Source organism: Natronoarchaeum mannanilyticum (genome assembly GCF_039522665.1).
GTDB classification, from domain to species: domain Archaea; phylum Halobacteriota; class Halobacteria; order Halobacteriales; family Natronoarchaeaceae; genus Natronoarchaeum; species Natronoarchaeum mannanilyticum.
Window position 1 is genome coordinate 230100 of the sequence record NZ_BAAADV010000001.1, and the last position, 26097, is coordinate 256196.

The window sequence follows — 26097 nt, forward strand, 5'->3', positions numbered from 1 at the left end:
GCTCAGAAGTCGGTCAGCTGTGCCTGCAACCCCGCAACCATATCCGATTTCCGCCGGAGGTCGGCGATCGAGACCGGCAGCCGCGGGCCGAGCCCCTTGATCGCGTCGTGGAAGCTCTCCGCCGTCGCGTACTCCCCCGCAAGCTCCGGCGGCGTCTCCGGGCCGGCGGGCGACTCGCGGCCGGCGTCGGGGTCGAACGCGTTCCGGACGCTCTCGCGGATCTGCCAGACGCCGACGGGCGCCCAGTAGTCGTCGGTGACCTCCCGAAGCACGATGCACTTGGCCTGGCGGTCCTCGTCGACGAGGTGTTCGAGGACGCCCAGCCGGGAAGCGTAGTACGCGCCGGCGGTCTCGTCGACGTAGCCGGTCCGGCCCTCGTACCCCTCCGAGGCGCTGGACATCCAGTAGCCGGTGTCGGTGTTTGGGTTCCAGACGCTGCCCGGCGCCTTCATCTCGACCAGCTCGAACTCCCACTGACCGGGAGAAAGAACGATCCAGAACCGGTTGCCCATGAACTCGTTGTACCAGACCTGCGTCTCGTCGATCGACGGCGAGTTTCGAATCTTGCCACGCAGGTACTGGCCGATCGTGTCGTCGACCGCGGTGATCGACCAGCGCGTCGGGACGAGCTTGCGATTTTCCCCCTGTCCGAGCGCGCCGGCCGAAAGGATCTTGTTGATGTCGTACACGTCGAACCCGCGCCGGTAGAGGTACGTCATCGCGCCCTGAGCCTGCCAGTCGTCGTCTTCCAACGTCTTCTTGACCGGTCGCGGGACGTAGGGGTTCTCCGTGAGATCGACCGACTCGGCCGAGACGTTCGGCCCGGTCGGCGCGGCGATCTCGTCGACGTCCATGTCCAGTTCGGGCCGGCCGTCCAGTCCGATCTCGACGTCGACCGGGCGATCGGCGATGGCGACCTCGCGCTGGGCGCCGACAAAGCCGTCCCAGACGTCCTCGACGTCGACTTTCGAGCGTCGCTGGGAGTTCATCAGCCCCGTCCGGCGCTGGAACACGTCGTCGATCGAGTACCCCTGCTGGTACCAGTTCCCGTCGGTGACGTAGTCCTCGGCGTCCTCCTCGTCGCCGACCGGCGAGAGCACGCCCGTCGAGACGTCCGGGTAGCCCGATCGGCCCACGAAGATCGAGGGCGACGTCGAGCCGACCAGCGAGTCGCCCGTCACCACGTCGTCGAAGCGGTCCTCGACGCGGTCGATGTAGTCGGTGATCTCGTAGGACTTCTCCTCGGCCAGGCGCCGCCGCTCGGCGGCCTCGTCGTACCCCAGTCCCTCGACGAACTCGTCGAGCCGCATTCGCCCGTAGTTGGGGCGTGGCGACTATGAATGTTCGTTTCGCGACATCGATCTGAACCGGGTGTCCGCAAAGTTATTAGATATAGAACATAAACGTCGGCCCGTGAGACGAGCCCTCCTGCTCGCGGTAGTACTCGTGGTCGCAGCCGCCGGGATGTCGCTGGCCGGCGCGGGACCGTTCCAGGGCGATCCGGATCCGGACCGCCCGCCGGCGATCGGGTCGTTCGAGATCACCGATCGCGGCTGTCAGGACGAGGTCCGCGAGTTCGCTAGCTCGAACAGCGCCGGCGACGGCGACGGCGTCGACGCCGGAACGATCGACACGGACTCGCCCGAGACGGAGCTATCCGCGGAGATGCGTCGGACCTCGCCGGAGAGCGCGGCGGTCGTTACCTACCGGATCGACCTGCGAACGCACGAGCCCGCCGGCGCGAACGAGAGCTGCGCCGGCCGCATCGCGTATCGGGTCGAGTACGACGCGCCCGTCAGCGAGGCCGCCGTCGGTCATCGAGTCGCACTGACCGTCGACGGTCGGACCAAAAGCTGCGGCGGGAGCACGTCCGGCCCGGACTTGGGCTGTCACCGACTGATGACCGAGACGACGACCCACTACACGAACGCGTCCGACGCCGCGGCGTGAGCGGGGCGACGCCGAACCTCGGGCATTGACGCCGAAACTGAGCGGCGCGACGCCGACGCGGACTCGGTGCAAGACGACACCGAACCGGCCCGAACGCCAGCGGGTGCTACGAAGCGGGAAAGCCGCGAGGAAAGCGGGAGCGGAACTAGCTGTGGATGCCCATCGCCTCGATCTGCTCCTGGTAGCGGTTCCGGATCGTGACTTCCGTCACCTGAGCGACGTCGGCGACTTCGCGCTGGGTCTTCTTCTCGTTGCACAGCAGCGAGGCGGCGTAGATGGCCGCGGCGGCGTAGCCGGTCGGGGATTTGCCGGAGAGGAGCCCTTCCTCGGCCGTGGTCTCGATGATCTCGTTGGCCTTCGTCTGGACTTCCTCGGAGAGTTCGAGTTCAGAACAGAACCGCGGGACGTACTTCTTCGGGTCGACGGGTTTCATCTCCAGGCCGAGTTCCTGGGAGATGTATCGATACGTACGGCCGATTTCCTTCCGTTCGACGCGGGAGACTTCCGAGATCTCTTCGAGGCTGCGCGGGATGCCTTCCTTGCGGCAGGCGGCGTACAGCGCCGAGGTGGCGACGCCCTCGATCGAGCGTCCCCGAATCAGGTCCTCCTTGAGCGCGCGCCGATAGATGACCGACGCGACCTCGCGTACCGAGCGGGGCACCCCCAGCGCGGAGGCCATGCGGTCGATCTCGCTGAGCGCGAACTGCAGGTTGCGCTCGCCGGCGTCCTTGGTCCTGATGCGCTCTTGCCACTTGCGCAGGCGGTGCATCTGGCTGCGCTTCTTCGAGGAGATCGAGCGACCGTAGGCGTCCTTGTCCTTCCAGTCGATCGTCGTCGTCAGGCCCTTGTCGTGCATCGTCTGCGTCGTCGGCGCGCCGACGCGCGACTTCTCCTGACGCTCCTGATGATTAAAGGCGCGCCACTCCGGACCCGGGTCGATCTTCTCCTCCTCGACCACGAGGCCGCAGTCGTTACAGACGAGTTCGCCCCTGTCGGAGCTCTTGACGAGGTTGTCGGAATCACACTCCGGACATTCCCGGACCCCCTCTTCCTCCTCGTCTCCTTGCTCCGTCTCGTGTTCGCGCTCCCGCTGGCGGGTGGACCGTGTCATCGCACTTTTATAGTAGTATCACGGACACACTTAAACCCTCGGTCGGGTGCGTTCGACCGCCGTTTCGTCGGGATCGGTCTGACGGCCCGAATCGCAAGACTACGGCGTGTTGCCGGCGGTAACGGCCGTCCCAAAACGGAAACACATATATTCCGGATAGCTTGACCTACGGTCAATGCCGACGATCGAATGCGACGCGGAGCGAGCCCGCGAGCGGCTTCGCGACGCCGGCGTCGAGGTCGAGGACGGCAACACCGACCACGAGCGCTGGCGCGCGTCGCGGGGCGACGCCACCGCGGTCGCCTACGACGGGAAAGTCGTGATCCAGGGGTCGAACCCGCAGGACGTGGAGGCGATCCTGCGCGAGGAGGGCGGGCGCGCCCACGTCTACTTCGACGGGGCGAGCCGGGGGAACCCCGGCCCCGCGGCGGTCGGCTGGGCGATCGTCAACAGCGACGGCATCGTCGCCGAAGGGGGCGAACGCATCGGCGAGACGACCAACAATCGCGCGGAGTACGAGGCGCTCGCGCGCGCCCTCGAAATGGCCCGCGACTACGGCTTCGACGAGGTCGACGTGCGGGGCGACTCGGAGCTGATCGTCAAGCAGGTCAACGGCGCGTGGTCCGCGAACGACCCGGGGATGCAGGAACGGCGCGTGCGCGTCCGATCGTTGCTCGAGGAGTTCGACTCCTGGTCGCTCGAACACGTACCGCGGGAGATAAACGAGCGCGCCGACGAGATGGCCAACGAAGCGCTGGACGGCAACTGACCGCCCGCGATCCACTACGATGTCAGAACTACCGGACGACGTCAGCGAGGAGGTCGAGCGACTCACTCGGCTCGCCCGCGAAGCCGTCGACGCCGACGAGGCCGCGGCGTACCGACGCCGCCGCGAGGATCGACTCGACGAGCACGGGTTCACCGCCAGGGTCCGCGAGGACGACGACGGCGACGTGCTCGTCTTGCATCCCGAGGAGTGGATCGACGACGGCGACATCCACCCCGACCGCATCGAGGACACCGGCCGGGCCGTCGAGATCCGGCTCGAAGGGGTCGGCGACCCGGACGAGTGGGACGAGGTCCGCGAGCACAACGACCGGATCGTCGAGCAGGTTCGCGAGGCCCACGGCGACGTCCACGGCGACAACGCCGCGGCGTTCGCCGACTTCATGCACAATCACCTCGCGAAACCCGTCGAGTCGGCGACCGCCGAGGAGATTCGAACTTTCCGCTCGGAGTACTTCCCGCGCAACGCCTGGCCTACGGAGGAGCAGCTCGCCGTCCTCGATCGGTCGATAGAAGTAGTGTTCGAAACCGCCGACGCCCGCGTCCCCGAGTTCTAAAGCTGGTCGTCGACGATCGTCCGGACGTCCTCGGCCCGGTCATCGTCGGTGACGACCTTCGAGAGCGCCCACTCGAACTGGTCGAACACCGCCGCCTCGCCCTCGTCGGTGAGCTCGTACTGGTTGGTGCGCTTGTCGAGTTCGCTCTTCTCGACGAAGCCCAGCTCGACGAGTTCGTCGAGGTTCGGGTACAGGCGCCCGTGGTTCACTTCGCCGCCGTAGTACTCCTCCAGCTCCCGCTTGATCGCGAGCCCGTACATCGGCTCCTTCGAGAGGATGATCAGTATATTTCGCTGGAACGCGGTCAGGTCGCGCGCGGCCTCCGCTTCCGTGATTGTCCGTGCCTCTGACATGGCTGGCTGTGTGAATGAAGCCAGGATATTTAACACTTCTTAACTATTCTCCGATATTGTTGCGTAATATACAGCGCAGCGGCTCTCGAACCGACGGACTGCGAGCCGGCACGCCGGACACGCCGCTGTGATTCCAGCGCTACGCCCGTCCCCGACGTCGTCGCAATGCCGAAAATGCTTTTTGGCCGCCTCGCCGATCCGTACCTGCAATGACGAACCTCTGGGAAGATCTGGAAACCGGACCGAACCCGCCGGAAGAGATCTACGCCGTCGTGGAGTGTCTCAAGGGCGAGCGCAACAAGTACGAGTACGACAAGGACGTGCCCGGCGTCGTGCTCGACCGCGTGCTGCACTCGAACGTCCACTACCCCTCGGACTACGGGTTCATCCCGCGGTCGTACTACGACGACGAGGACCCCTTCGACGTGCTCGTGCTCGTCGAGGACCAGACGTTCCCCGGCTGCGTGATCGAGGCCCGCCCCGTCGCCCTGATGAAGATGGACGACGACGGCGAGCAGGACGACAAGGTCATCGCCGTCCCCACCGAGGACCCCCGCTACGACCACGTCGAGGGGCTGGAGGATCTCTCGGACCAGCAGCTCGACGAGATCGAGGAGTTCTTCGAGACCTACAAGAATCTCGAGGCGGGCAAGGAAGTCGAGACGCTCGGCTGGGAGGACAAGGAGTCGGCCAAGGAGGCCATCGAGCACGCGATGGACCTCTACGACGAGAACTTCGACAGCCCGCGTAACTGACGGCGTCCGCGCTTTTTCGATCTGCGCTTTTGGCGGTTGCTTCGTTCGAGTTGGCGCCGCGCAGCGGCGTCTCCGGCGCCGACATCGGAAAGCGTCGCGGCAACGTCGACGCCGCGGTTCGGCGCGACGCCGCTCTCGAACCGGCGATACCCGGCGATAATACTCGGCCGCTCGGCTCATGTGTTATGATCATGGGTAATCTTTTGGGCGTCGCGGGCCTACTACGATATGAGATGGCAACGAGAACGCCTCCGTCGGACGATCGTCGCGAGGACGGCCCCAGCGTCGGAATGGCCCACCCCACAGTCGTCCCGGTCAACTTCGACCCCGAGGCGACGGACGACGAGGAGTGACTGTCTTCCGAACGCCAGGGGTGCCAACGGTTGGCGTACCACCGGGGGAACCTTTCTTTACCACACCCACACTCTTCCGGTATGGGACGACCGTCTGACGGCGAGCTAACGCCAGCCGACGTCGATTTCTACTACCACCAGCAGGTCATCGACGTCTGGCAGGCAGTACACGCCTGCGTGTCGACTTCCTCGGAGGAAGATCGATTCGAGAGCGTCTGCGGGTTGACGTCCGGGCACGTTCACGATCTCGATGACGCGTCAGTGTATGACTCCCTGAGTACCGCGCTCGGCTGCGATTGCAACCCCTGTGCCCTCTGTAGAGAGTCGGGTGCGTTCGACGTTCGCGACGGCGGCAACGGCGAGTGATCCGCTGACTCGTGGGGCGTCTGCGGCGTCGGGCGGTGAGCTGCGAACCGGAGGGGCGATTTGCGACGGTCCCCGCAAATTGTGCCGGAATCCGCGACGATCGGCGGTTCCGGCCGCCGAAAAGAAGGTTCTTGTATCCGGTCGCTCAAGGGGGCAACATGGGTCTCTTCGATCGGTTGCGCGGCGACGACGCCCCGCGCGTCGCCTTCTTCGGCATCGACGGCGTGCCGTACAGTTTGCTCGCGGACCACTACGACGAATTCGAGAACTTCGCGGCGCTGGCCGACGAGGGCGCCGCCGGGCCGATTGACAGCATCGTCCCGCCCGAATCCTCGGCGTGCTGGCCGAGCCTGACGACCGGGAAGAACCCCGGCGAGACGGGCGTCTACGGGTTCCAGGACCGCGAGGTCGGCTCCTACGACACGTACGTTCCGATGGGCCGGGACGTTCAGGCCGACCGGGTCTGGGACATCGCGACCGAGGAAGGACGGGACGCGACGGTGATGAACGTCCCCGTCACGTTCCCGCCCCAGCGCAACGTCCAGCGGATGGTCTCGGGCTTCCTTTCGCCGGGCATCGAGAAGGCCGCCTACCCCGAAGATCTCGCGGAGTATCTGGAGGGTATCGACTACAAGATCGACGCCAACGCCAAGCTCGGCCACTCCGAGGACAAATCGGAGTTCATCGAGAACGCCCACGAGACGCTCGACGCGCGCTTCGAAGCGTTCTCGAACTACATCGAGCAGGACGACTGGGATCTGTTCTTCGGCGTCTTCATGACGACCGACCGGGTCAACCACTTCCTGTTCGAGCACTACGAGAAGGACGGCGAGTACAAGGAGGAGTTCCTCGACTTCTACCGCAAGCTCGACGACTACATCGGCCAGCTGCGCGAGCAGCTCGACGACGACACCACGATGGTCGTCGCCTCCGACCACGGGTTCACGACCCTGGAGCACGAGGTCCACTTCAACGCCTGGCTCCAGGAGGAGGGGTGGCTCGACTTCGAGGACGACGACCACGAGGAACTGGGCGACATCTCCGAGGACACCACGGCGTACTCGCTGATCCCCGGCCGATTCTACATCAACCTCGAAGGGCGGGAGCCCCGCGGGAGCGTCCCCGAGGAGGACTACGAGGAGGTCCGCCAGGAGCTCAAAGAGGAGCTCGAAGCGCTCGAAGGCCCCCACGGGCCGGTCGCGGACCGCGTGGTCGAAAAGGAAGACGCGTTCCGCGGCGACCACGACGACATCGCGCCGGACCTGGTCGTGATCCCGAACCACGGCTACGATCTCAAGGCCGGCTTCAAGGGCCACGACGACGTGTTCGGCAAGGGCCCGCGCAACGGGATGCACAGCTTCGATAACGCCTGCCTGTTCGTCGACGACGCCGACGCGACGATCAAGGAGGCCGACCTGTTCGACATCACGCCGACGCTGCTGGACCTGCTCGACATCGAGTACGGGCGGGCCGACTTCGACGGCGCGACGCTGCTGTAGGCCGCGATCTCGATTCTGCCGATTCTCGATCGACCGACCAGCGGCGTCGTCACCGAACCAGTGCATCCAGCCCGACTAACGGCGTCGCTCGACGCCGAAGCCGACGCGTCGAAATTCTGTAGCGGCCGGATGCCGACCCCCCGGCCGAATCAGTCGACGCCGAAATCCGGCGTCAGAACAATCCGTCGAGCTCGTCGTTCTGGAACTGCTCGGCGGGATCGCGGTCCGGTTCGTTTTCGGCCTTCTGGGCCTGCTTGGCCCGCTCCATGAACGCGTCGATCCGGTCGGAGCGCTCGACGCCGCCGAGCAGCACCAGCGCGGCGAGCTGGTCGGATTCCAGCGGGAAGTCGCCGCCCCGGACCTGCAGGCTGCCCGTCTCGTCCTCGACCAGCCGGCGGGCGCGCTCGACGCCTTTGCGGGGGATGGCCTCGGGCTTGCCGGCGACGACCAGCAGCGCGGCGTCGGCCGTGTTCGCGTCGGGGAGGCTCGTCCCGGTAAAGAGCGCCTTCCGGGCCGTGCTCGTGACGGTGTTGATGTTGTCTGCGCTGTCGTCGCTGGCGGCGGCGCTGGCGTAGCCCAGCGCGGCGATGCCGCCCTCGCGCAAGGTGTTGATCACCTCGCTGGAGTCGACGACGCTCTCGCCGACGCCCTCAGTCGCTTCGCCCGAGGCCAGCAGCAGGCCGACGCGGCGCGCGATCTCCTGGTTGATGGCGTCGAACGCCCCCTCGACGCTCTCGCCGGCGTCGTGCCAGGCGTCGTTGTCGATCAACAGCGTCGCGTCGGCCTCCCGAGCGAGCGTCATGAGCGAGCGGCCGGCGTTGGCCTGGTAGAGCGACCCCTCGTCGCGGCCCGGCAAGATGCCCAGCGCGTAGACGGGAACGCTGTACACGCGGGAGAGCTCCCGTGCGAGCACGGGCGCGCCGCCGCTACCGGTTCCCCCGCCCAGCCCGGCGACGACGAAGATCGCCTCGGCTTCGGCGGTGATCCGGCCGTCGAGCGACCCCATCACCTGATCGACGTCGGACTGCATCACCTCGGCGCCGAGTTCGTTGTCGCCGCCCACACCGTGGCCTTTCACCCTGTCCTGGCCGATCAGCACCGTGTCGAGCGAGAGCGACTGGAGGTCCGCCTCCGCGCTGTTGACCGCGAGCGCGCCCCGCACCGCCCCGAACTCCATGCGGTCGTCGAACGCGGCGATGGCCTCGGTCACCTTGCCACCGGCCTGTCCGACGCCGACGAGAGCGACTTTCATACAGTTGCCATTTCCGCCCGCCGGCATCAACCTTGTGCTACGCCCCCTCGCGGCGACGCCCTCCGAGACGACGCTACCCCACCGGACACGACACCCTTTTGACGGATCGGACGGCGATGCGGGCTCCGTGACAGATATCGACGCGATCGAGGAGCGACTCAGAGCCGTCGAGCGGGCGGTCGCCGACGGAGAGGTGGAGCTCTCGGACTCGACGGGGGAACTGGAGTCGCGCATCGACGAACTGGAATCGACCACGACCGAACTCGAATCCGGTCTCCAGGCGGTCCGCGGGTACGTCGGCCGGGTCAAGTCGGTCGACGACGAGATCGAGCAACGGGCCGACGCAGCCGCGACGGCCGTCGACGACGTGGAGGATCGGGTCGCGGCGCTGGAGCGGCGTCTCGACGGCGAGGGCGCCGACGCCGACGACGCCGAGCCGGCGCCTGATGAGGACCAGCGCCATTCCGACGGCGTCGATCAGCGGGGCCACGACGAAGCCCGCCGTGCCCAACAACGCGACCGTGCCGAGGTCGCCGCGTCCGGCGATCAGCGGAGTCGTGACAGTAACTCGGCGTCCCGTGGGCGACCGGAGCGACGAGCGACGCGTCGGCGTCCTGACGAGCCTGCGAGTCAGGGCACAGTGAGCGAAGCTCAGCGGCGTCCCGCCGCCGCAGCGTCCCAGCCGGCTCGGGCGCACCCACAGACCGACCCCGACACTCACGACCGGAACTCCGGGTGCCCGCACTGCGGCGCCGTTGCGAGCCAATCGGGCGGAAGCGATCACGAGCGGACGACACGACGACCCCGGACGGTCGACGTCGACGACTCGCCCGACGGCGACCCGGTCGACGACGTCGACGAGCGGAGCGTCGTCGCCCGGCTCAGGGACGCGCTGTGATCCGGCGGACGCTGCTAGCCGCCCTGCTATCGACCGCACTGGCGGCCGCGGCGACGCCGGGAATCGACCACGCGCGGGTGCGACGCTCGAACGGCCGGATCGAGTCGGTCGTCGCGTCGGTCGAGGCCGCCGCGCGCTCGCTGGCGGGCGACGAGGCGGTTCCGGCGGGCCGTCCGGGCGCCCGCCGAGTCGTCACAGTTACCCTGCCCGGCGCGGCGTGGGACGAAGCCGCGGTCGACGGCGTGCGTCTCGCAACCCCCGCGGAGCGCACGCTGACGCTGCGCTACCGGATCGCTGGCGGCGGTCGGCGCAGCCGGACGATCCGCTTTCCGGAACCGGTGCAGACCGCCGACGGAAATCCGATCGATCTCGATGGCGACGGCCCCCACGAGCTCGCGCTCTCGCTGCGAGGAGACGAGCGTCGCCGCCGAATCCTCGTCGAGCGCGTTTCGGCGGGCGCGTAGTCGGTCTGGCGCCGCGGCCCCAGGTTTATCCCGGATGTCGCGGCGAGAGCGGGCCATGCGGGAGCTACTCGACCGACTTCGAGGTGGGGACGCCGATTCGGAGGGCTACTGCGACTGTCGCCCGGCGTTCGATGACGAGGCGCTCGCGGTCGACGCCGAGGACTGTGCGGGCGCCGGCGCGCTCGCCGAGAGCGAGGCGTGTCGCGCGACGGTCGTCGACGCGCTGACCGAGCAGGACGCCGAGCGCGTGGTGACCCGCTCTGGGGGCATGGAGCGGGCCTACGAGGACGGCGCGGCGGCCCTGCTGGTCGCCGCCGGCCGATTCGCCGAGCGCATCGCGTTCCGCGACGAGCGGCTTGCCGAGCGAGCGCGGCGCGACCCGCTGCGGGCCAGCCGGGACGCCGAAGCGCGGACCGCGACGATCGCGACCGTGGCCGCCGAGACCGGACTCGCCGCGGTCGCCGAGTCGGTCGACGGCTACGAGACGGCGCTGCGGCCCTACGTCGGGCCGACCGTCGCGAGCGCGCGAGTGGCGGCGCGGCCGCCGGCGAACGGCCGGCTCGTCGAGACCAGATCACTCGCTACGAGGAGCGACGCCGATACCGGGAGCGATGTCGACGCCGGGGGCGAGCCCGGCACCGGCGGCGATGCCGACGCCGGGGGCGAGCCCGGCACCGGCGGCGATGCCGACGCCGGGGGCGAGCCCGGCACCGGCGGCGATGCCGACTCCGGCAGCGAGGCGCGGATCTACGAGCGACCGGGCGGCGACCGCACCTACCACTTGCTGCCGGCGGCGTGGCGGCTTGACGCCGACTCGCAGGCGACGCTCGCGGCGGCCTACCGGCTGCTCGCGACCGGCGGGGTCGACGGCGAGGAGCGCGCCCCTGGCCGGGCCGTCCGGCGCGTTGCGGCCGAGAACGACCCGGTCACCGAGCTGACTGCGATCCTCGAAAAACACACGCGGGGGTTCGGCGCCGTCTCCGATCTGCTGTCCGATCCCGCCGTCTCGGACGTGTTCGCGACCGCGCCCGTCGAGGAGAACCCGGTGCGCGTGCTGTTCGACGGCGATCGGCTGGCGACGAACGTCCGGCTCACGGACGGCGGCGCCGCAGCGCTGGCGTCGCGGTTCCGCCGCGCAAGCGGTCGCGCGTTCTCCAGAGCCAGCCCGACGCTCGCCGCGACGGCCGACGCCGGCGGTGACCGATCGGTGCGGGTTGCGGGCGTCACCGAGCCGGTCAGCGACGGCGAGGCGTTCGTCTTCCGCGATCAGGCCGACGAGCCGCTGACGATCCCGGCGCTCGTCGCGAACGGCACGCTCCCGTCCGACGCCGCCGCGCTGCTGTCGGTCGCCGTCGAGCGCGCCTGTGCGGGCCTGATCGCCGGGACGCGCGGCGCGGGCAAGACGACGCTGCTGGGCGCGCTGCTGTGGGAGCTCCCGCCGACGACGCGAACCGTCGCGATCGAGGACACGCCGGAACTACCCGTCGAGGCGCTCCGGGCGACCGACCGGGACGTCCAGCAGCTCACCACCGCGGTCGACGCCGACGACGGGCCCGGCATCACGCCGACCGCGGCGCTCAGGACGGCGCTCCGGCTGGGCGAGGGCGCGCTCGTGCTCGGCGAAGTGCGCGGCGAGGAGGCGCAGGTGCTCTACGAGGCGATGCGCGTCGGCGCCAGCGGCAGCGCCGTCCTCGGGACGATCCACGGCGACGGCGGCGCGTCGGTCCGCGAGCGCGTCGTCGCCGACCTCGACGTGCCCGAGTCCTCGTTTGCGGTCACCGATCTCGTCGTGACAGTCGGCGTCTACGAGGGACCGGACGGGCGCGCCCGCCGCGTCGAGCGGATCGAGGAGGTGCTCGACCGCGAGGACGGCGTCGAGTTCGCTCCGCTGTACGAACTCGACGACGGCGAGCTCCGTCCGACGGGTCGGATCGACCGCGGCGAAAGTCGGTTGATCGACCGACTCCGAAGCTCCAACGAGTCCTACGCCGCGGTCCGCGAGCTACTGGAGAGCCGCGAGACCGAACTCGCCCGCCTCGCTCGCGAGGACTGCACGCGTCCGGTCGACGTCGCGCGCGAGTACGGCGTCCGCCGGCGCGGCGTCAAAGGCGGCGACGAGCGGCGGGCCGACAACGAGGCGGCCGAGTGATGCTCGCTCGATTGCTCCGGACGCTCGCCCGGTTGTCCCCGACAGGCGTAAGTGACGACGGCCCGGGAGCCGCTCCGCGAGCAGCGACGAACGGCGATCCGTCACCGGGCACGGACGGAACCGGTTTCGGCGTCGCGTCCGCGAGCCAGCGCGCGGACGACGAGTCCGACGCCAGCCCAGAACTCCGGCGGTCGCTCTCGTTCCTCGACCTTTCGGTCGACGCCGGAACCGTCGTCGAGGCGGGCTACGGCGCCGCGGTAGTGATCAGCGTCGCGCTCGCCCCAACTGTTCTCCTCGCACCGCCCGCGTTCCGGCCCGCCGCCGTCCTGTTCGTGCTGGTCGCCGCTCTCGGCGTCACGCACGCCGTCCACCGGCTACCGGCCGTGCTGGCGGCCGCCAGGCGAGCGCTGGCCCTCGGCGCGGCGCCGAGCGTCGTCGGCCGGGCCGTGCTCCGGATGCGCGTCACGCCGACCGCCGAGTCGGCCGCCGCGTTCGCCGCAGAGACGGGGGACGGTCCGCTCGCGGATAGTCTCGCGACCCACGTCAGCCGCGCCGAGGGGACCGCGGGATCGGGGCTCGATCGGTTCGCCGCCGAGTGGGAGCGGTGGTTCCCCGAACTGGGACGGGCGGTGACGCTGCTCGACGCCGCCGCGACGGCTCAACCGGGGGAGCGATCGCGCGCGCTCGACCGGTCGCTCCGGGCCGTCCTCGACGGGACGCGCGACCGGATGGCACGGTTCGCCGGGACGATCCGGGAGCCGACGACCGCGCTGTACGCGTTCGGCGTCCTACTCCCGCTGGCGCTGATCGCCGTCGCGCCGGCCGCGCGGCTCGCCGGGATACCCATCTCTCCGGCGGTACTGATAGCGCTGTACTGCGTCGCGCTGCCGGGCGTCGTGTTCGCAGGGGCGTGCTGGCTCCTGCTCAGGCGTCCGGTCGCGTTCCCGCCGCCGCCCGTCGACCGCTCGCATCCCGACGTGACCGGCGGGCGCTGGCGGCCGGTCGCGGTCGGCGTCGGAGCGGCCGGCGGCGGTGCCGCGCTCGCGACAGCTGCACCGGGAGTCGGAACCTGGGCCGCCGCGCTGGCGGCGACCGGCTGCGGCGTCGGCGCCGGGCTGGCGTGGTGGTATCGGCCGATCACGAGCGTCAGGGATCACGCGCGCGAGGTCGATGAGGGGCTGCCGGACGCGCTGTACCTCGTCGGCCGCGGAGTCAGGAACGGCGCCGCCGTCGAGACGGCGATCGAGCGGGCCGGCGCTCGCCTCGACGGCGCGACCGGCGCGGTGCTGGCCGACGCCGCGCGACGCCAGCGCCAGCTTCGGATCGGCGTCCGGACGTCCTTTCTGGGCGACCGCGGCGCGCTCGCGGACGTGCCGAGTCCCCGCGCCCGAAGCACGGCGTCGCTGCTGGCGCTGGCGGCTCGCGAGGGCAGGCCCGCAGGAACGGCGATCGTTTCGATGGCGGGCCACCTCGAAGAGCTCCAGTCGGTCGAGGCCGACGCCCGCCGCGAACTGGCGACGATCACCGGCACGCTCCGGAGCACCGCGACGATCTTCGGTCCGCTGGTCGCCGGTGTCACCGTCGCGCTGTCCGATCGGATGGCGGCGCTGGGCGACGGCGCCGAGGCCGTGCCGACCGCGGTGCTGGGGCCTGTCGTCGGGTTCTACGTGCTGGCGCTGGCGGCGATCCTGACGGCGCTGGCGATCGGACTCGAACGCGGGCTCGACCGCGCGCTCGTCGGCTACCGCGTCGGCGGCGCCGTGCTTTCCGCGACCTGCATCTACCTCGCGGCGTTCGTCGCCGCGGGGCTGGCGGTCTGAACCCCTGACGGCGACCGAGTCCACAGTGCAGTGGGTAGCGACGAACGAATGACGAGATGCTGCGATCGCTACCGGCGTGAGAGGCCGGCGATGGACCGGGGGATCGTGTCTCCCGTCTTCGAGAACGGAACCTCCGGGAACTCTCGTCGCGTCCGGGACGTCGGTGGCATCTCCGTCCGGAGAGAAAGGTCGCAGTTTTACTTGCTCTCGTGCGATACGTTCCCACGATGTCCCGCACGACAGTCTCGCACGAGGACGGCGTAATATACGAGTTCGCACCCGACATGGAGGCAGTCTACGAGGCCGAACCGGGCGAACGGCTGACGATCGCCACTCGCGACAGCCTCGACGGCGCGGTCCAGAGCGAGGACGACGTGATCGAGGAGGTGCCGGCGGAGGTCAACGCCGCGACGGGGCCGATCGCCGTCGAGGGCGCCCGGCCCGGCGACGTCCTGGCGGTCGGAATCGAGGACGTCCGTGTCGCCGAGGATCAGGGGCGCGCGATCACGATCGAGGGGTTCGGCCTGCTCCAGGACCACCCGGACGTGGAGGCGCCGCGAACGCGGATGACGCCGGTCGAGGACGGGACGATCCGCTTCGACGACCTGTCGGTGCCCATCGATCCGGTGGTCGGCACCATCGGCGTCGCCCCCGCCGAGGAGTCGTACACGACGCTCGTCCCCCACGACCACGGCGGGAACCTCGACACGACCGACGTGACGATCGGGAACACGATCTACTTCCCCGTGTTCCGGGACGGCGCGATGCTCGCGATGGGCGACTGCAAGGCCGCGATGGCCGACGGCGAGATGTGCGGCACCGGCGCGGAGATCGCGACCGACATCGACGTCACGGTCGACGTGCTGTCCGACCCCGACGTTGCGATCGATCGGCCGGTCGTCGAGACGCCCGACGCCTGGAAAGCGCTCGCCAGCGCCGAGACCGCGGAGGAAGCCTGCGAGCGCGCCAATCTGGACGCGATGGCGCTGCTCGAAGCCGAGCACGGGTTCGACGCCACCGACGCGCACCTGTTTTCGAGCCTCGTCGGCGGCCTCGAGATCAGCCAGGTGGTCGATCCGCTGGTGACCGTCCGAAACGCGATCCCCAAGGAGTACCTGTCGGAGCCGTTCTGAACGACGCCCGATACGCCGGTTCGACTACTTCGAGATTCCGTAGACGTCCCGCGTCCAGTCCTTCTTGCGGGTGTCGTACACCGCCTGATCGCGGTCGAGATCGTCCAGCCGCTCGCGGTCGGCCTCGTCGAGCTCCCAGTCGAACAGCTCGAAGTTCTCGCGGATGTGCTCGGGCGAGCCCGACTTGGGGATGACGACGACGTCGTTCTCCAGGGCCCACCGGAGCACGATCTGGGCGGGCGTCTTCTCGTACCGCTCGGCCAGTTCCTGGACGGTGTCGTCGCCCAGCACCTCGGTCCGGGCCAGCGGCGCGGCAGCCTCGACGACCGTGTCGGTCTCTCGGATGGTCTCCACCCAGTCGGGCCGCTGGAGCCACGGGTGGTGCTCGATCTGGTTGACGGCGATCGGCACGTCCGAGACGTGGTTCGCCGCACTGAGCTGGTAGGGGCTGAAGTTCGAGACGCCGACGTTCCGGACCTTCCCCTCATCGTGGAGCTGCGCCATGGCGTCCAGCGTCTCGCGCAGCGACACCGCGGGGTTGGGCCAGTGGATCAGGTACAGGTCCAGGTAGTCGGTGCCGAGCTTTTCGAGCGATTCCTCGCAGGAGCGGCGCACCGACTCGTACTCGAGGTTCTTCGGAAGCACCTTCGAGGTGAGGAACACGTCGTCCCGATCGTAGTCGGCGAGCACCTCGCCGATCTCCGCCTCGTTCATGTACCCCTCGGCCGTGTCGACGTGGGCGTAGCCGGCGTCCAGCGCCGCTCGGACGCCCTCCTGAACCGTGTCGCCCCCGATGTCCCACGTTCCGTAGCCGACCATCGGCATCTCGTCGCCGCTCGGTAGCGTCACTGTCGGTGCAGTCATGGTCGAACAGAGGAGCGGTTCGCCCTAACCGCTAGGGGTTCCGGCACGCTCGTCGGGGAGTCGGAACGGCGACGAGCACGATCGTCCTCCGGTGCCGACGCCGGAGCTCAGTCTGCGTGCCGGACGATGTGAACGTCGTAGCGCGGGTCCTCCGAGAGCGGGTTGCCGACGCTGGTCAGCGGCGTCGAGACGCGCCCGGCGTTCTCGCTGCCGACGAAGATGATCGACGCCCGCAGATCGGCGGCGACCTGCCGGATCGTCCGGGTGACGTCGGTCGTCAGCGTCGCCCGGTAGTCGGTCTCCTCGGTCTCCTCGCAGCGGAACCGCGCCTCGGGCGAGACGTCCTCGACCTGCTGGCGGAGGCGCGTACAGATCATCTCGGTGTCGAACTGCTCGCCGGCGTCGAGCCAGCCCCGGTCGCGGGCGAACTCGGCGTCCGGCGGGATCACCGCCAGCGCGACGACGTCCTCGCCGGTGAACTCGCCGAACTCCGTCGCACGATCGAGCGCCGCCGCCGAGAGCTCCGAGCCGTCGAACGGCACCAGGAGAGTCATGGTTGCACGCTCGTCGGGGCGGATGTTAATCCTTTCCACGGCTGGAGTGCCGGGTCGCACGTGCCGTCTCGCCTGCGCCGCCTCGTCGAGCGCGCCACTTCGTCGCCCGCGCCGCCTCAATCCTCACGCTCGCGGACGGTCCCGCCCGAGAGCCCCGCCCACTCGACGCGGTAGCCCAGTTCCGCGAGCGCCGCGCTGGCGTCGTCGACGCCCGCCTCGTCGAGCGCGGCTTCGGCGTCAGCGTAGTCCATCCCCGCCGCGATCTCGCCGGCGAGGGCGTCCAGCACGGCGGGGCGGATCAGCGTGCGCCCGACCAGCTCGTGCTCGGGGAACGCCTTCCCCTCGATCGCAGCCTCGCTGACGCCGCGGCGCGCCGCGAGGGCGTCGATCCCGATCACGTCCTCATCGGGGACGAGTTCGTCCGGCAGGTCGGCTGCGCTCGCCGCCACGAGGTCGTCCTCGTAGCTCCTGAGCGCGTCCCGGACGTCCTTGATCCGGACAGTCTCCGAGTAGGGGATCGCTCGGTGGTCGCGGGCCTCGATCCGCTCGCCCGCGCCGAGGCTCTCGTCGACGGCGACCAGCAGCTCCTCGTCGTCGACGTCGTCTAGCTTTTCGAGCTTCGACTCGACGTACTCCGGCGTCCAGAAGCCCATGATCTCGAAATAGATCGTGAAATCCGCGTGGCGATACTCGAAGGCGAAGTCCGGGATCATGACGCTCGCGCCCGCGGCGAGGGGCTCGGGCTCGCGAGTGAGATCCCAGTCCAAGTCCAGCGACTCGAATCGGGTCGCAAAATCGGCCTCGACGCCGCTGTCGTAGCTCACGTCGGCCACCGGCTCGACGCCGGGCACCCGCACCGGATCGGCGTCGGACAGGCGCAGCTCGCGCTCGGTGCCTCGGTCGTCGATCGTCGCCGTCAGCTCCCACTCGTCGGCCTTCGCGATCGTTCGGAGCAATCGAGCGAAGCGAGTGCCGTACCGGCGGGTCGCCCGGAACAGCCGGTCCGGGCCGGTGACGACGACCTCGCGGGCGCTGCCGGACCCCGCTCTGCCGCTCGACGCCGCCTCGTCCTCGGCCTTCCGCACTTCGTACATCAGCCGCAGCCGCTTGACGGCCGAGACCAGCGCCTTCGGATCAGACGAGCGCACGCGGATCTCGGTCGCATCGAACAGGGCCGTCTGGGCCAGCGACAGGTTGTACTGTGCTAACAGTTCGTCGGGATCCCAGCGCGCGTCGACCGCGTCGAGCACCTGCCGCGGTTCGAGGTCGGCGTACAGCGACCGCTCGACGGACTCGGCGTCGGCGCCCAGCGTATCTGCGGCCCGGTCGAGCGCCCGCTCCCGTTCGGTCGGCGTGACGACGCCCTCGGCCTCGGCGGCCGCGAACGCCGCGGTGCGGGCGCGCTCGGGCTCGATCGGCGCGCGCGTCTCGAAGGTCGCCTCGCGTTCGAGCAGCTTCGCGAACCCCCGGACCAGCTTGAAGTCCTCGGCGTCGCGTTCGAGGTCGGAAAGCGCAGCGGTCAACTCCTCTCGGCGATGGCCGACGTGGCCCTGGTACGTGCCGAGGACCTTTGCGGCCAGCGGGCGGTGGCGTCGCTCGGCGAACTGCGGGTGGTAGCCCCCACCGGCCCGCGAGACGCGCAGCAGGTCCTTGGTCAGCATCGGTTCGATGTCGGCAGCGGCAAGCCAAAAACTACACGACGAGCGACCCTACTCGGCCGCCGGTTCCTCGAACTCGCGGAACACCGCGCGGAAGTCCCGGTCTTCGAAGCGGTACAGCGTCGTCTCGAGATCCTCCTCGATCTCCTCGATCCGCCGCTGGAGCCGCTCGTAGGCGTCGCTCTGCTGGAGTTCGGCGTCGGTGACGTGTTTCTCGAGCACCGAGCGCTTCGAGACGTTCGCGAAGTACTCCTGGAGCCCGTCACGGTACTTCGTCCGATCGAGCAGGCGCTCGATCGCCTCGACGAGATCCTCGCTGTCGACGGGTTTGACGAGGTACTCGTCGAACCCCATCTCGATGGTGTCGATGCTGGGGTCGACCGCCGTGACGATCGCCACCGGGCACTCGGCGCCCCGTTCCCGCAGTGCGGACAGCACCTCGTCGCCAGAGACGTCGGGCATCCGACGATCGAGCAGCACCACGTCGACCTCGGCGTCCCACGCCGCCAGCGCGGCCTCGCCGCCGTCGGCGACGCTCACGCGGTAGCTGTCGTCGAGCCACGAGGTGTACAGTTCGGCGACCTGCGGCTCGTCCTCGACGATCAGCACGTCGACGGGCGGGCCGTCGTCCGCCTGCTCGGACGGGCTGTCGTCGCCGCCGGCCGTCGGTCGATCGCTCATGGCCCGCGCTCGACGCGGGCGGTCGGTCGCCCGTCGTCTCCCGGGATCGGTCGTCGGCCCGCGCGACTCGCTCCGGTGGCGCTCATGCTACAACGGTGGTGACGTTACGCACGGCCCGTTATAGCTCTGGCGGCGATTCGACGCCCCTACGGCGTTGACCCGGGCATCAGCCGGCGAGAAACGCCGCGAGCAACTCGTTGAACGCCGCCGTGCGCTCCCTGGGTGGCCAGTGCCCGCAGTCCGAGAGCAGTTCGAGACGGGCGTCAGGAATCCCCGACGCGGCGTTGCGCGACCACTGCGGGGGAAACACCGGATCGTCGGCGCCGTGGACGACCAGCGTCTCCGCGGCGACGTCGTCGAGCCGGTGGGAGTAGTCGGTGCGAAAGCCCGAGCGCCGGACCTCGTGGCGGCGCCACCGGCGGTAGGCTTTGCCCACCTGCGGGTGCTGGAGCAGCCGGTAGTACTCGTCGACGACGGGTCCCGAGAGCGAATCGAGATCAGCGACGATTCCCCTGAGGCTCTGCTTGGCGAGCGTGCGGTTGCGCTTGAGGAGCGACAGCGAGAGCTCGTTGAGTTTGGGAGCTCGGGAGAGCGCGTACGTCGCCATCCCGTTGGGCAGCTCGCGGCCAAGCCCGTAGCTGTCGACCAGCGCGAGCTTCCTGACCCGATCGGGCTCGCGGAGGGCGTAGCCCAGCCCGACGCCGCCGCCCAGCGAGACGCCGACGACGTCGACCGCGTCGAACCCGAGCCGATCGACGACGGCGTCGACGACGTCGACGTGGAACGCCGTGCTGTAGCTGGCGTCGGGCCGCGCGCTGTTGCCGTACCCCGCCATGTCGAGCGCGACGACGCGCCGGTCGGCGGCCAGCGGGCCGATCGTCGCCCCCCACGAGAGCGACGCGGCGTCGACGATCCCGCCGTGGAGCAGGAGAACCGGCGTCGACCCGCTGCCCGCCGAGAGGTAGTGTAACTGCAGACCGTCGACTTCGAGCCACTCGTCGACGGGCGCTACTTCGGAAGGGTGCTCCGTCGCCATCGTGTGGGACGTCGTGGCGCGCTCTGAAATACCTTGCAACGGCCGGGAGTTCGCGGCGGGGACAGTCCGGCGGTCGGGGCAGCCTCGACGCGGCGTCTCGACGCCGCGTTGCGCTCGACGGACGAAAGCTCGCAGGTAAATCAGTCGGTGTGCGCGCGCTCGAACCGGCTCGCCGAGAGGAGTAGCTCCTCGACCTCGGGGAGGTGCTTGACGTTGTAGACGACCTTCGTGTCGGTCGTGACGGGCGAGGTGATACACGACAGCCGGATCCCGCGGTCGATCATCTCCTGGGTGAGGACGTGGCTCGTCGGCGGGGGAATCTCGCCCTCGATCACCGCGACCGCGCAGTTCGAGCAGGCGCCGCCGCGGCAGGCGAAGGGCCACGCCCGGCCGCTGTTCTCGGCGGCCTCCAGCAGCGACTCGTCGGGTTCGACCGTGATCTCGCCGTGGTCGACGCGGTCGAGGCCCGCCGCGTCGGCCTTCTCGAACAGGTCGTCGTCGTCCAGCGACCAGCCGTGATCGTCGAGCACCTCGTAGTTGAGGTACTCGACGCGGTACTCCGGCTGCTCGGGATCGGCGTCGACGCCCGACTCGGGGTTGGCGTTCGCCGCGCTGTCGAGCTCCGCGCGCCCGTCGCCGTTCCGGATCCGCTCGTAGGCCGTCTTGACGGTCTGGAACTCCTCCGCGGAACCGCCCTGATCGGGGTGGGCTTCCTTGACCCGTCGGCGGTAGGCGTCGACGAGGTCGTCCTCGCTCGCGTCGGGATCGACACCCAGAATCTCGTATGGGGACGCCACGGGCGCCACTAGCGAGCGAACGAATATATTCTCTCGCCCGCCGGCGATATCTCTCGCTCGTTCGACGCCGATATACTCACTCGGCCGACGCCGCTCCCCAACGCCTAAGACGGACATCTTCGCCACGTTTGCACGGGGAGAGAATGTCAGCACGCAGTCGTCCGGCCGACGCCGGACTCGGCGGTGCAGGGGGAACCGTCTCTGAAAGATCGGTCGGCGACGGGTGGGGCTAACCATGTCGGCAGACGCTGTCGATACGGACGAGGAGCGGTCCGCGGCGGAGACCGCGGCGCCGGTTCGCGAGCGGTCGGACGCGGGCGGCGGGCAGTGGCTGCGAGCCGGAACCGCCGCGGCGGGCGCGGCGCTCGTGGCGTTCGGCCTCAGGCGTCGGTCGCTCGGCGGCACGGCGATCGCGCTCGTCGGCGGGTGGCTGTCGGCGCGCGCCGTCTGGGGGCTCGTTCGCCCGGATCGCGATCCGAGCGCCGCCGCCAGCCAGAGCGATCCCGAGGTGGCCGACGAGCCGCTGACGATCGCCGACTCGATCACGATCGCGAAATCGCCCGACGAGCTTTCGGAACTGCTGCGCGACGCCGAAACCCTGTCGCGGCTCGCGGGGCCGGTCGCCGAAGTGGAATCGGACGGCGAGGATCGCCAGCGCTGGATCGTCAGCGGACCGCTCGACCGAAACTTCTCGTGGGAGACGGAGGTGGCCGCCGAGGACGACGGGCTGCGCTGGGAGCCGTCCGACGGGTCGGCCCTGTTCGAGGAGTTGGCGGTGGACTTTCGCGAAGCACCGGGCGGTCGGGGAACGATCGCGACGCTGCGAGTCGAACTCGACCCGCCGGGCGGGGAGGTCGGCAGGTCGATAACGGAGCGGCTCGACGCCGTCCCGGGATCGCTCGGCGGCGTCGCGCTCGACCGGTTCAAGAGCCTCGCCGAGACGGGGGAGATTCCGACGACCAAGGCCAATCCCTCGGGGCGGGGTCGGGGTGATCTCGTGTGAGCCGCGAAACGATGGAAGCGCTCACCTGGCACGGCGACCGGGACGTCCGCGTCGAGGAGGTGCCGAAGCCCGAGATCGTCAACCCGACCGACGCCGTCATCGAGGTCACGGCGACGGCGATCTGCGGCTCCGACCTGCATCTGTACAACGACAACGTCCCCTCCATGCGCGAGGGCGACGTGCTCGGCCACGAGCCGATGGGCGAGGTCGTCGAAGTCGGCGACGAGGTGGAGAGTCTGGAGGTCGGCGACCGGGTCGTCGTTCCCTTCACGATCAGCTGCGGGGAGTGCTGGTTCTGCGAGCGGGGGCTGTACTCGCTGTGCGACAACTCCAACCCGAACGCCGAGATCGCCCGCAAGATGATGGGCCACTCGCCGGCCGGGCTGTTCGGCTACTCCCACATGATGGGCGGCTACACCGGCGGCCAGGCGGAGTACCTGCGGGTGCCCTACGCCGACGTGGGACCGATAAAGATCGAGTCGGATCTGCCCGACGAGCAGGTGCTCTTTCTCTCGGACATCTTCCCGACAGGGTACATGGCCGCCGAGAACGCCGACATCGAGGAGTCGGACACCGTCGCGGTCTGGGGCTGCGGCCCGGTCGGCCAGTTCGCGATCCAGAGCGCGCAGATGCTCGGCGCCGAGCGCGTCGTGGCCATCGACCGGATCTCCGAGCGCCTGGAGATGGCCCGCGAGCACGGCGACGCCGAGACGATCGACTACGCCGAGGCGGACGTGTACGACCGGTTGATGGAGCTGACCGGCGGGCGCGGCCCCGACAGCTGCATCGACGCTGTCGGCACGGACGCCCACGGCGTGGGACTCGACGGCGTCACCGACCCGCTGAAACGCGACGTGAAACTGCAGGACGACCATCCCTACGTGCTCCGCGAGGCGATCGAGTGCTGCCGAAAAGGCGGAACGCTGTCGGTGCCGGGCGTCTACGTCGGGCGCGCGAATATCCCGTTCGGCGCGGCGATGAACAAGGCGCTGACGATCAAGACGGGCCAGACCCACGTCCAGCGCTACCTCGACCCGCTCCTGGAGAAGATTGAGGACAGCGAGATCGACCCCTCGTTCGTGGTCACCCACGAGGAGCCGCTGGACGCCGGTCCCGAGATGTACCGGACGTTCAACGACAAGGAAGACGACTGCATCAAGGTGATCCTGACGCCCTGACGGCGGCGTCTGTCAGCGTATTATCTTCGCCGACTCGCCACTCCCTCCTCCGCGGTGTCGTCGGCGATCACCTCGTACAGCAGCGCCCGATCGGTCTCCTCGCTCGGTCGAAGGATCCGCCCGAGGCGCTGGGTGAACTCGCGCTCGCTGCCGCTGCCCGAGAGCACGACCGCGACGCTGGCGTCGGGCACGTCGATCCCCTCGTCCAGCACGTTCGAGGTGACGACGCGCGTGTACTCGCCCGCTCGGAACTTCTCTATGATCTCCCGGCGCTCTCGGGTCGCGGTCCGGTGGGTGATCGCCGGCACGAGAAAGCGCTCGGCGATGCGGTAGGCGAAGTCGTTGTGGGCGGTGAATACGATCGTGCGCTCGCCGCGGTGGCGGTCGAGGATCTCCGCGAGGGCGTCGATCTTGGCGTCGCAGCTCATCATGATCTCGCGGGCGCGCTGCTTTGCCAGCAGCGCCTCGCGAGCGGCCGGGTCCGACCCCGAGCGCTTGACCAGCTCCTGGTAGTCGCTGCCGCTGCGCAGTTGGATGTTCGAGCGGGCGAGATAGTCGGTGAACATCTCCTGATTCCGCTCGTATTTCTCGCGTTCCGCGTCGGTCAGCTCGACCGAGAGCCGGCGCACGTCGTACGGCGAGAGGTACTCGCCGGCCAGCTCGTCGGGATCGAGCGAGTGGACGACCGGCCCCACGAGCTCCGCGACGACCTCGTGAGCGTCGTCCGGGCGCTCGAACGTCGCCGTCAGTCCGAGCCGGGCGGGCGCCGCGAGCAGGCGGGCGATCTCGCGGTAGCCCTCGCCGCCGAGGTGGTGGACCTCGTCGAAGACGACCAGGCCGAACCGATCGCCCAGCTCGTCGGCCCGGAGGTACGCCGAGTCGTACGTCGCGACCGTGATCGGCCCGACGCGCTGGACGCCGCCGCCGAGCTGGCCGAGATCGACGCCGGCCGCGGAGCCAGTGCGGACGTCGCTGCCGCCTTTCCCATCCCCCGCCCCGAACTCCGTCTCCAGTTCCTCGCGCCACTGTTCGAGCAGATCGATCGTCGGCACCACGACGAGCGTCGGCGTCGACAGGTCGGCGATCGCGGCGACGCCGATCACCGTCTTGCCGCTCCCCGTGGGCAGTTCCAGCACGCCGCGCCGCGGCGCCGATCCGGAACCCTCCTCGCGCCAGGCGTCGAGCGCCTCGGTCTGGTACTCGCGGAGCTGGTAGCTCGACGCCAGTTCCGGCATCTCGGGAAGATCGAGCACCCGATCGTCGTACTCGGTACCGCGCTCGTCGAGCCAGTCGCGGATCGCGCCGTACCGGTGGGCCGGCGCCCGGTAGGTCTTCGAGCGGGCGTCGTACTCGGCGTGGGGGACGGCGTCGGCGCCGTCGCCCCCGATCCGGAGCGTCCCCTCCTCGAACGAGAGCGCGATCACGGTCGGTCGTAGGCGCCCGACGACAAAAAGCCACGCCACCCGGCGGCGTCGCCGCGAGGACCCGCGATCCGCGCCGCAGCGGCCGCCCGCCGGTTTCCTGAACCCTTATACTTGCCCGGGGGTTTGTACCGGCCATGAGCGAGGACGAGGGAACGGAGGCCGAGCCCGCCGAGCCCGAGGTCGACGCGGACGGCGAGGCGGACGTCGAGATCAGCGAGGATCTGGTTGCGAAGGTCGCCGCCCACGACGCGGAGCTCGGCCAGGAGGTCAAGTCCCTGGCCCAGATTGCGATCGAGCTGAACAACTCGGTCTCCGAGCTGGAGGACGAACTGGAGGAGGTTCGTTCCGAGCGCGACGAGCTAAAAGACGAGCTCGAAGAGGCCCGCGCGGAGGCCGAGGACTACGAGGACCGTCTCCAGCGCAAGCAGGCCGACTTCAAGAACTACAAGGAGCGCCAGCAGCGCGAGCAAGAGCGCATCAAGGAGCGGGCCACCGAGGACCTCGTCGAGCGACTCGTCGAGGTTCGCGACAACCTCACGCGGGCGGCCGAGCAGGACCACGACAACGTCGAGAGCATCCGCGAGGGCGTCGAGATGACGCTCAAGCAGTTCGACCGGATCCTCGACGACGAGAACGTCACCGCGGTCGAGCCCGATCCCGGCGACGACGTCGACCCCCAGCGCCACGAGGTGATGATGCGCACCGACAGCGCCCAAGAGGAGGGGACCGTCGTCGACGTGTACCGGCCCGGCTACGAGATGGCCGACAAGGTGCTCCAGTCCGCGCAGGTGACCGTTTCGACCGGCGAAGCGGCCGACGACCCAGAGCAAGCGGACGAGAGCGGTGATGCCGAGGAGGCGGCCGACGCGGACGCCGAAGCGGAGGCTGACGCGGACGCTGAAGAGGTTGCCGAGACGACCGACGAGGAGCCCGACACGGAAGCCGAGGCGTCAACGGCCGACGACGCCGAGGAAGCCGACGAAGAGGACGCCGACGCCGAGCCTGCTGCTGTAGGCGAGGATGGTTCCGAGGACGAGGAGTCCGACGAGACCGAAACCGGTGACGACGAGGACGAAGCCGACGCGGCGGACGCCGAAGGCGACGACGAGAGCGACGATGCCGACGCGGAGTCGGACGACGAGGCGACGGGTGACGAGGAGGAGACCGACGCCGAGGACGCTGACGATGAGGATACGGAGGCCGAGACCGCATCCGACGACGAGGAAGCGGACGACGATGAGCAAACGGAGGCGTCGGCCGAGGACGAGGACGCCGAACCTGACAAGGATCAGAGCGAAGTCGAGCCGACGCCTGAGGACGACGAGTAGGATTTCGCGGTCGGCTTCGCGGCCGCCGCGAGGCGCATAAAAACCGCAAGATCGGCGGCGCGGAGAGGGCCGCTCACACCCCCATCTCGCCGCTTTTAATTCGCATAACTGCCACTGTGTAGAAAGGT

Annotated in this window: 25 protein-coding genes; 14 read left to right on the top strand and 11 right to left on the bottom strand. The window is 69.3% G+C overall.

The window, feature by feature from the left end; genetic code table 11:
• Nucleotides 1–2: 2 nt before the first annotated feature.
• Nucleotides 3–1310 (bottom strand): DNA repair protein NreA, encoded by a 1308-nt coding sequence (nreA, locus tag ABDZ81_RS01230; protein WP_343771991.1) that lies wholly within the window; start codon nucleotides 1308–1310, stop codon nucleotides 3–5.
• Nucleotides 1311–1413: 103 nt separating this feature from the next.
• Here nreA and ABDZ81_RS01235 point away from each other — a divergent pair, with 103 nt between their 5' ends.
• Entirely contained in the window at nucleotides 1414–1950 is a 537-nt protein-coding gene (locus tag ABDZ81_RS01235; protein ID WP_343771992.1) for a hypothetical protein, read from the top strand.
• A 145-nt stretch (nucleotides 1951–2095) separates the two neighbouring features.
• On the opposite strand, the gene ABDZ81_RS01240 is transcribed toward ABDZ81_RS01235, so the two are convergent.
• Nucleotides 2096–3061 (bottom strand): transcription initiation factor IIB, encoded by a 966-nt coding sequence (locus tag ABDZ81_RS01240; RefSeq protein ID WP_256392556.1) that lies wholly within the window; start codon nucleotides 3059–3061, stop codon nucleotides 2096–2098.
• Nucleotides 3062–3236: 175 nt separating this feature from the next.
• Between ABDZ81_RS01240 and rnhA the strand changes: the two genes are divergently transcribed.
• Nucleotides 3237–3830, top strand: coding sequence for a ribonuclease HI (rnhA, locus tag ABDZ81_RS01245; protein ID WP_343771993.1), 594 nt, complete (start codon nucleotides 3237–3239; stop codon nucleotides 3828–3830).
• A gap of 19 nt (nucleotides 3831–3849) precedes the next feature.
• Nucleotides 3850–4404 (top strand): DUF7108 family protein, encoded by a 555-nt coding sequence (locus ABDZ81_RS01250; protein WP_343771995.1) that lies wholly within the window; start codon nucleotides 3850–3852, stop codon nucleotides 4402–4404.
• Here ABDZ81_RS01250 and ABDZ81_RS01255 read toward each other — a convergent pair.
• On the bottom strand, nucleotides 4401–4757 hold the full coding sequence (locus tag ABDZ81_RS01255; RefSeq protein WP_343771996.1) for a PadR family transcriptional regulator: 357 nt from the start codon (nucleotides 4755–4757) through the stop codon (nucleotides 4401–4403). The two genes, ABDZ81_RS01250 and ABDZ81_RS01255, sit on opposite strands and share 4 nt — an antisense overlap.
• Before the next feature lie 209 nt (nucleotides 4758–4966).
• Here ABDZ81_RS01255 and ABDZ81_RS01260 point away from each other — a divergent pair, with 209 nt between their 5' ends.
• The 3 genes from ABDZ81_RS01260 to ABDZ81_RS01270 all read left to right on the top strand — a co-directional run bounded on the left by ABDZ81_RS01260 (nucleotide 4967) and on the right by ABDZ81_RS01270 (nucleotide 7730).
• Nucleotides 4967–5512 (top strand): inorganic diphosphatase, encoded by a 546-nt coding sequence (locus ABDZ81_RS01260; RefSeq protein ID WP_343771997.1) that lies wholly within the window; start codon nucleotides 4967–4969, stop codon nucleotides 5510–5512.
• Nucleotides 5513–5946: 434 nt separating this feature from the next.
• Entirely contained in the window at nucleotides 5947–6231 is a 285-nt protein-coding gene (locus ABDZ81_RS01265) for a hypothetical protein (RefSeq protein ID WP_343771998.1), read from the top strand.
• Nucleotides 6232–6389: 158 nt separating this feature from the next.
• On the top strand, nucleotides 6390–7730 hold the full coding sequence (locus tag ABDZ81_RS01270) for an alkaline phosphatase family protein (RefSeq protein WP_343771999.1): 1341 nt from the start codon (nucleotides 6390–6392) through the stop codon (nucleotides 7728–7730).
• 172 nt (nucleotides 7731–7902) lie between these two features.
• Here ABDZ81_RS01270 and ABDZ81_RS01275 read toward each other — a convergent pair whose 3' ends face one another.
• The gene (locus tag ABDZ81_RS01275; RefSeq protein ID WP_343772000.1) at nucleotides 7903–8982 is read right to left on the bottom strand and encodes a tubulin/FtsZ family protein; all 1080 of its coding nucleotides are present in this window, start codon (nucleotides 8980–8982) and stop codon (nucleotides 7903–7905) included.
• Nucleotides 8983–9109: 127 nt separating this feature from the next.
• On the opposite strand from ABDZ81_RS01275, the gene ABDZ81_RS01280 reads away from it, so the two are divergent.
• The 5 genes from ABDZ81_RS01280 (at nucleotide 9110) to ABDZ81_RS01300 (ending at nucleotide 15446) form a co-directional block, all read left to right on the top strand.
• On the top strand, nucleotides 9110–9880 hold the full coding sequence (locus ABDZ81_RS01280; protein WP_343772001.1) for a DUF7310 family coiled-coil domain-containing protein: 771 nt from the start codon (nucleotides 9110–9112) through the stop codon (nucleotides 9878–9880).
• Nucleotides 9877–10344 carry a DUF7311 family protein gene (locus tag ABDZ81_RS01285; RefSeq protein ID WP_343772002.1) on the top strand — a complete coding sequence of 156 codons (468 nt, stop codon included), beginning with the start codon at nucleotides 9877–9879 and terminating at the stop codon, nucleotides 10342–10344. Before ABDZ81_RS01280 ends, ABDZ81_RS01285 begins: the two co-directional genes overlap by 4 nt.
• 55 nt (nucleotides 10345–10399) lie before the next feature.
• Nucleotides 10400–12493, top strand: coding sequence for an ATPase, T2SS/T4P/T4SS family (locus tag ABDZ81_RS01290; RefSeq protein WP_343772003.1), 2094 nt, complete (start codon nucleotides 10400–10402; stop codon nucleotides 12491–12493).
• A complete protein-coding gene (locus ABDZ81_RS01295) occupies nucleotides 12493–14313 on the top strand; it encodes a type II secretion system F family protein (protein WP_343772004.1) in 1821 nt (606 codons plus the stop codon). Before ABDZ81_RS01290 ends, ABDZ81_RS01295 begins: the two co-directional genes overlap by 1 nt.
• A 227-nt stretch (nucleotides 14314–14540) precedes the next feature.
• Nucleotides 14541–15446 carry an acetamidase/formamidase family protein gene (locus tag ABDZ81_RS01300; protein ID WP_343772005.1) on the top strand — a complete coding sequence of 302 codons (906 nt, stop codon included), beginning with the start codon at nucleotides 14541–14543 and terminating at the stop codon, nucleotides 15444–15446.
• Nucleotides 15447–15470: 24 nt separating this feature from the next.
• On the opposite strand, the gene ABDZ81_RS01305 is transcribed toward ABDZ81_RS01300, so the two are convergent.
• The 6 genes from ABDZ81_RS01305 to fer all read right to left on the bottom strand — a co-directional run bounded on the left by ABDZ81_RS01305 (nucleotide 15471) and on the right by fer (nucleotide 21036).
• Complete coding sequence (locus ABDZ81_RS01305) at nucleotides 15471–16310, bottom strand: aldo/keto reductase (protein ID WP_343772006.1); 840 nt, start codon at nucleotides 16308–16310, stop codon at nucleotides 15471–15473.
• Between the two features lie 107 nt (nucleotides 16311–16417).
• The gene (locus ABDZ81_RS01310) at nucleotides 16418–16864 is read right to left on the bottom strand and encodes a universal stress protein (RefSeq protein WP_343772007.1); all 447 of its coding nucleotides are present in this window, start codon (nucleotides 16862–16864) and stop codon (nucleotides 16418–16420) included.
• A 116-nt stretch (nucleotides 16865–16980) separates the two neighbouring features.
• Nucleotides 16981–18525 (bottom strand): DUF790 family protein, encoded by a 1545-nt coding sequence (locus ABDZ81_RS01315; RefSeq protein ID WP_343772008.1) that lies wholly within the window; start codon nucleotides 18523–18525, stop codon nucleotides 16981–16983.
• Between the two features lie 48 nt (nucleotides 18526–18573).
• The gene (locus ABDZ81_RS01320; RefSeq protein ID WP_343772009.1) at nucleotides 18574–19203 is read right to left on the bottom strand and encodes a response regulator; all 630 of its coding nucleotides are present in this window, start codon (nucleotides 19201–19203) and stop codon (nucleotides 18574–18576) included.
• A gap of 166 nt (nucleotides 19204–19369) precedes the next feature.
• Entirely contained in the window at nucleotides 19370–20239 is an 870-nt protein-coding gene (locus ABDZ81_RS01325) for an alpha/beta fold hydrolase (protein ID WP_343772010.1), read from the bottom strand.
• Nucleotides 20240–20379: 140 nt separating this feature from the next.
• Nucleotides 20380–21036, bottom strand: coding sequence for a ferredoxin Fer (fer, locus tag ABDZ81_RS01330; protein WP_343772011.1), 657 nt, complete (start codon nucleotides 21034–21036; stop codon nucleotides 20380–20382).
• A 235-nt stretch (nucleotides 21037–21271) separates the two neighbouring features.
• Between fer and ABDZ81_RS01335 the strand changes: the two genes are divergently transcribed.
• Both ABDZ81_RS01335 and ABDZ81_RS01340 read left to right on the top strand, forming a co-directional pair.
• Nucleotides 21272–22039, top strand: a complete 768-nt coding sequence (locus ABDZ81_RS01335; RefSeq protein WP_343772012.1) for an SRPBCC family protein — start codon at nucleotides 21272–21274, stop codon at nucleotides 22037–22039.
• A gap of 11 nt (nucleotides 22040–22050) precedes the next feature.
• Nucleotides 22051–23217, top strand: coding sequence for a zinc-dependent alcohol dehydrogenase (locus ABDZ81_RS01340; RefSeq protein ID WP_343773349.1), 1167 nt, complete (start codon nucleotides 22051–22053; stop codon nucleotides 23215–23217).
• Nucleotides 23218–23237: 20 nt separating this feature from the next.
• On the opposite strand, the gene ABDZ81_RS01345 is transcribed toward ABDZ81_RS01340, so the two are convergent.
• A complete protein-coding gene (locus ABDZ81_RS01345) occupies nucleotides 23238–24641 on the bottom strand; it encodes a DEAD/DEAH box helicase (RefSeq protein WP_343772013.1) in 1404 nt (467 codons plus the stop codon).
• Between the two features lie 134 nt (nucleotides 24642–24775).
• Here ABDZ81_RS01345 and ABDZ81_RS01350 point away from each other — a divergent pair, with 134 nt between their 5' ends.
• Entirely contained in the window at nucleotides 24776–25969 is a 1194-nt protein-coding gene (locus ABDZ81_RS01350; RefSeq protein WP_343772015.1) for a nucleotide exchange factor GrpE, read from the top strand.
• The last annotated feature ends 128 nt before the right edge of the window (nucleotides 25970–26097 follow it).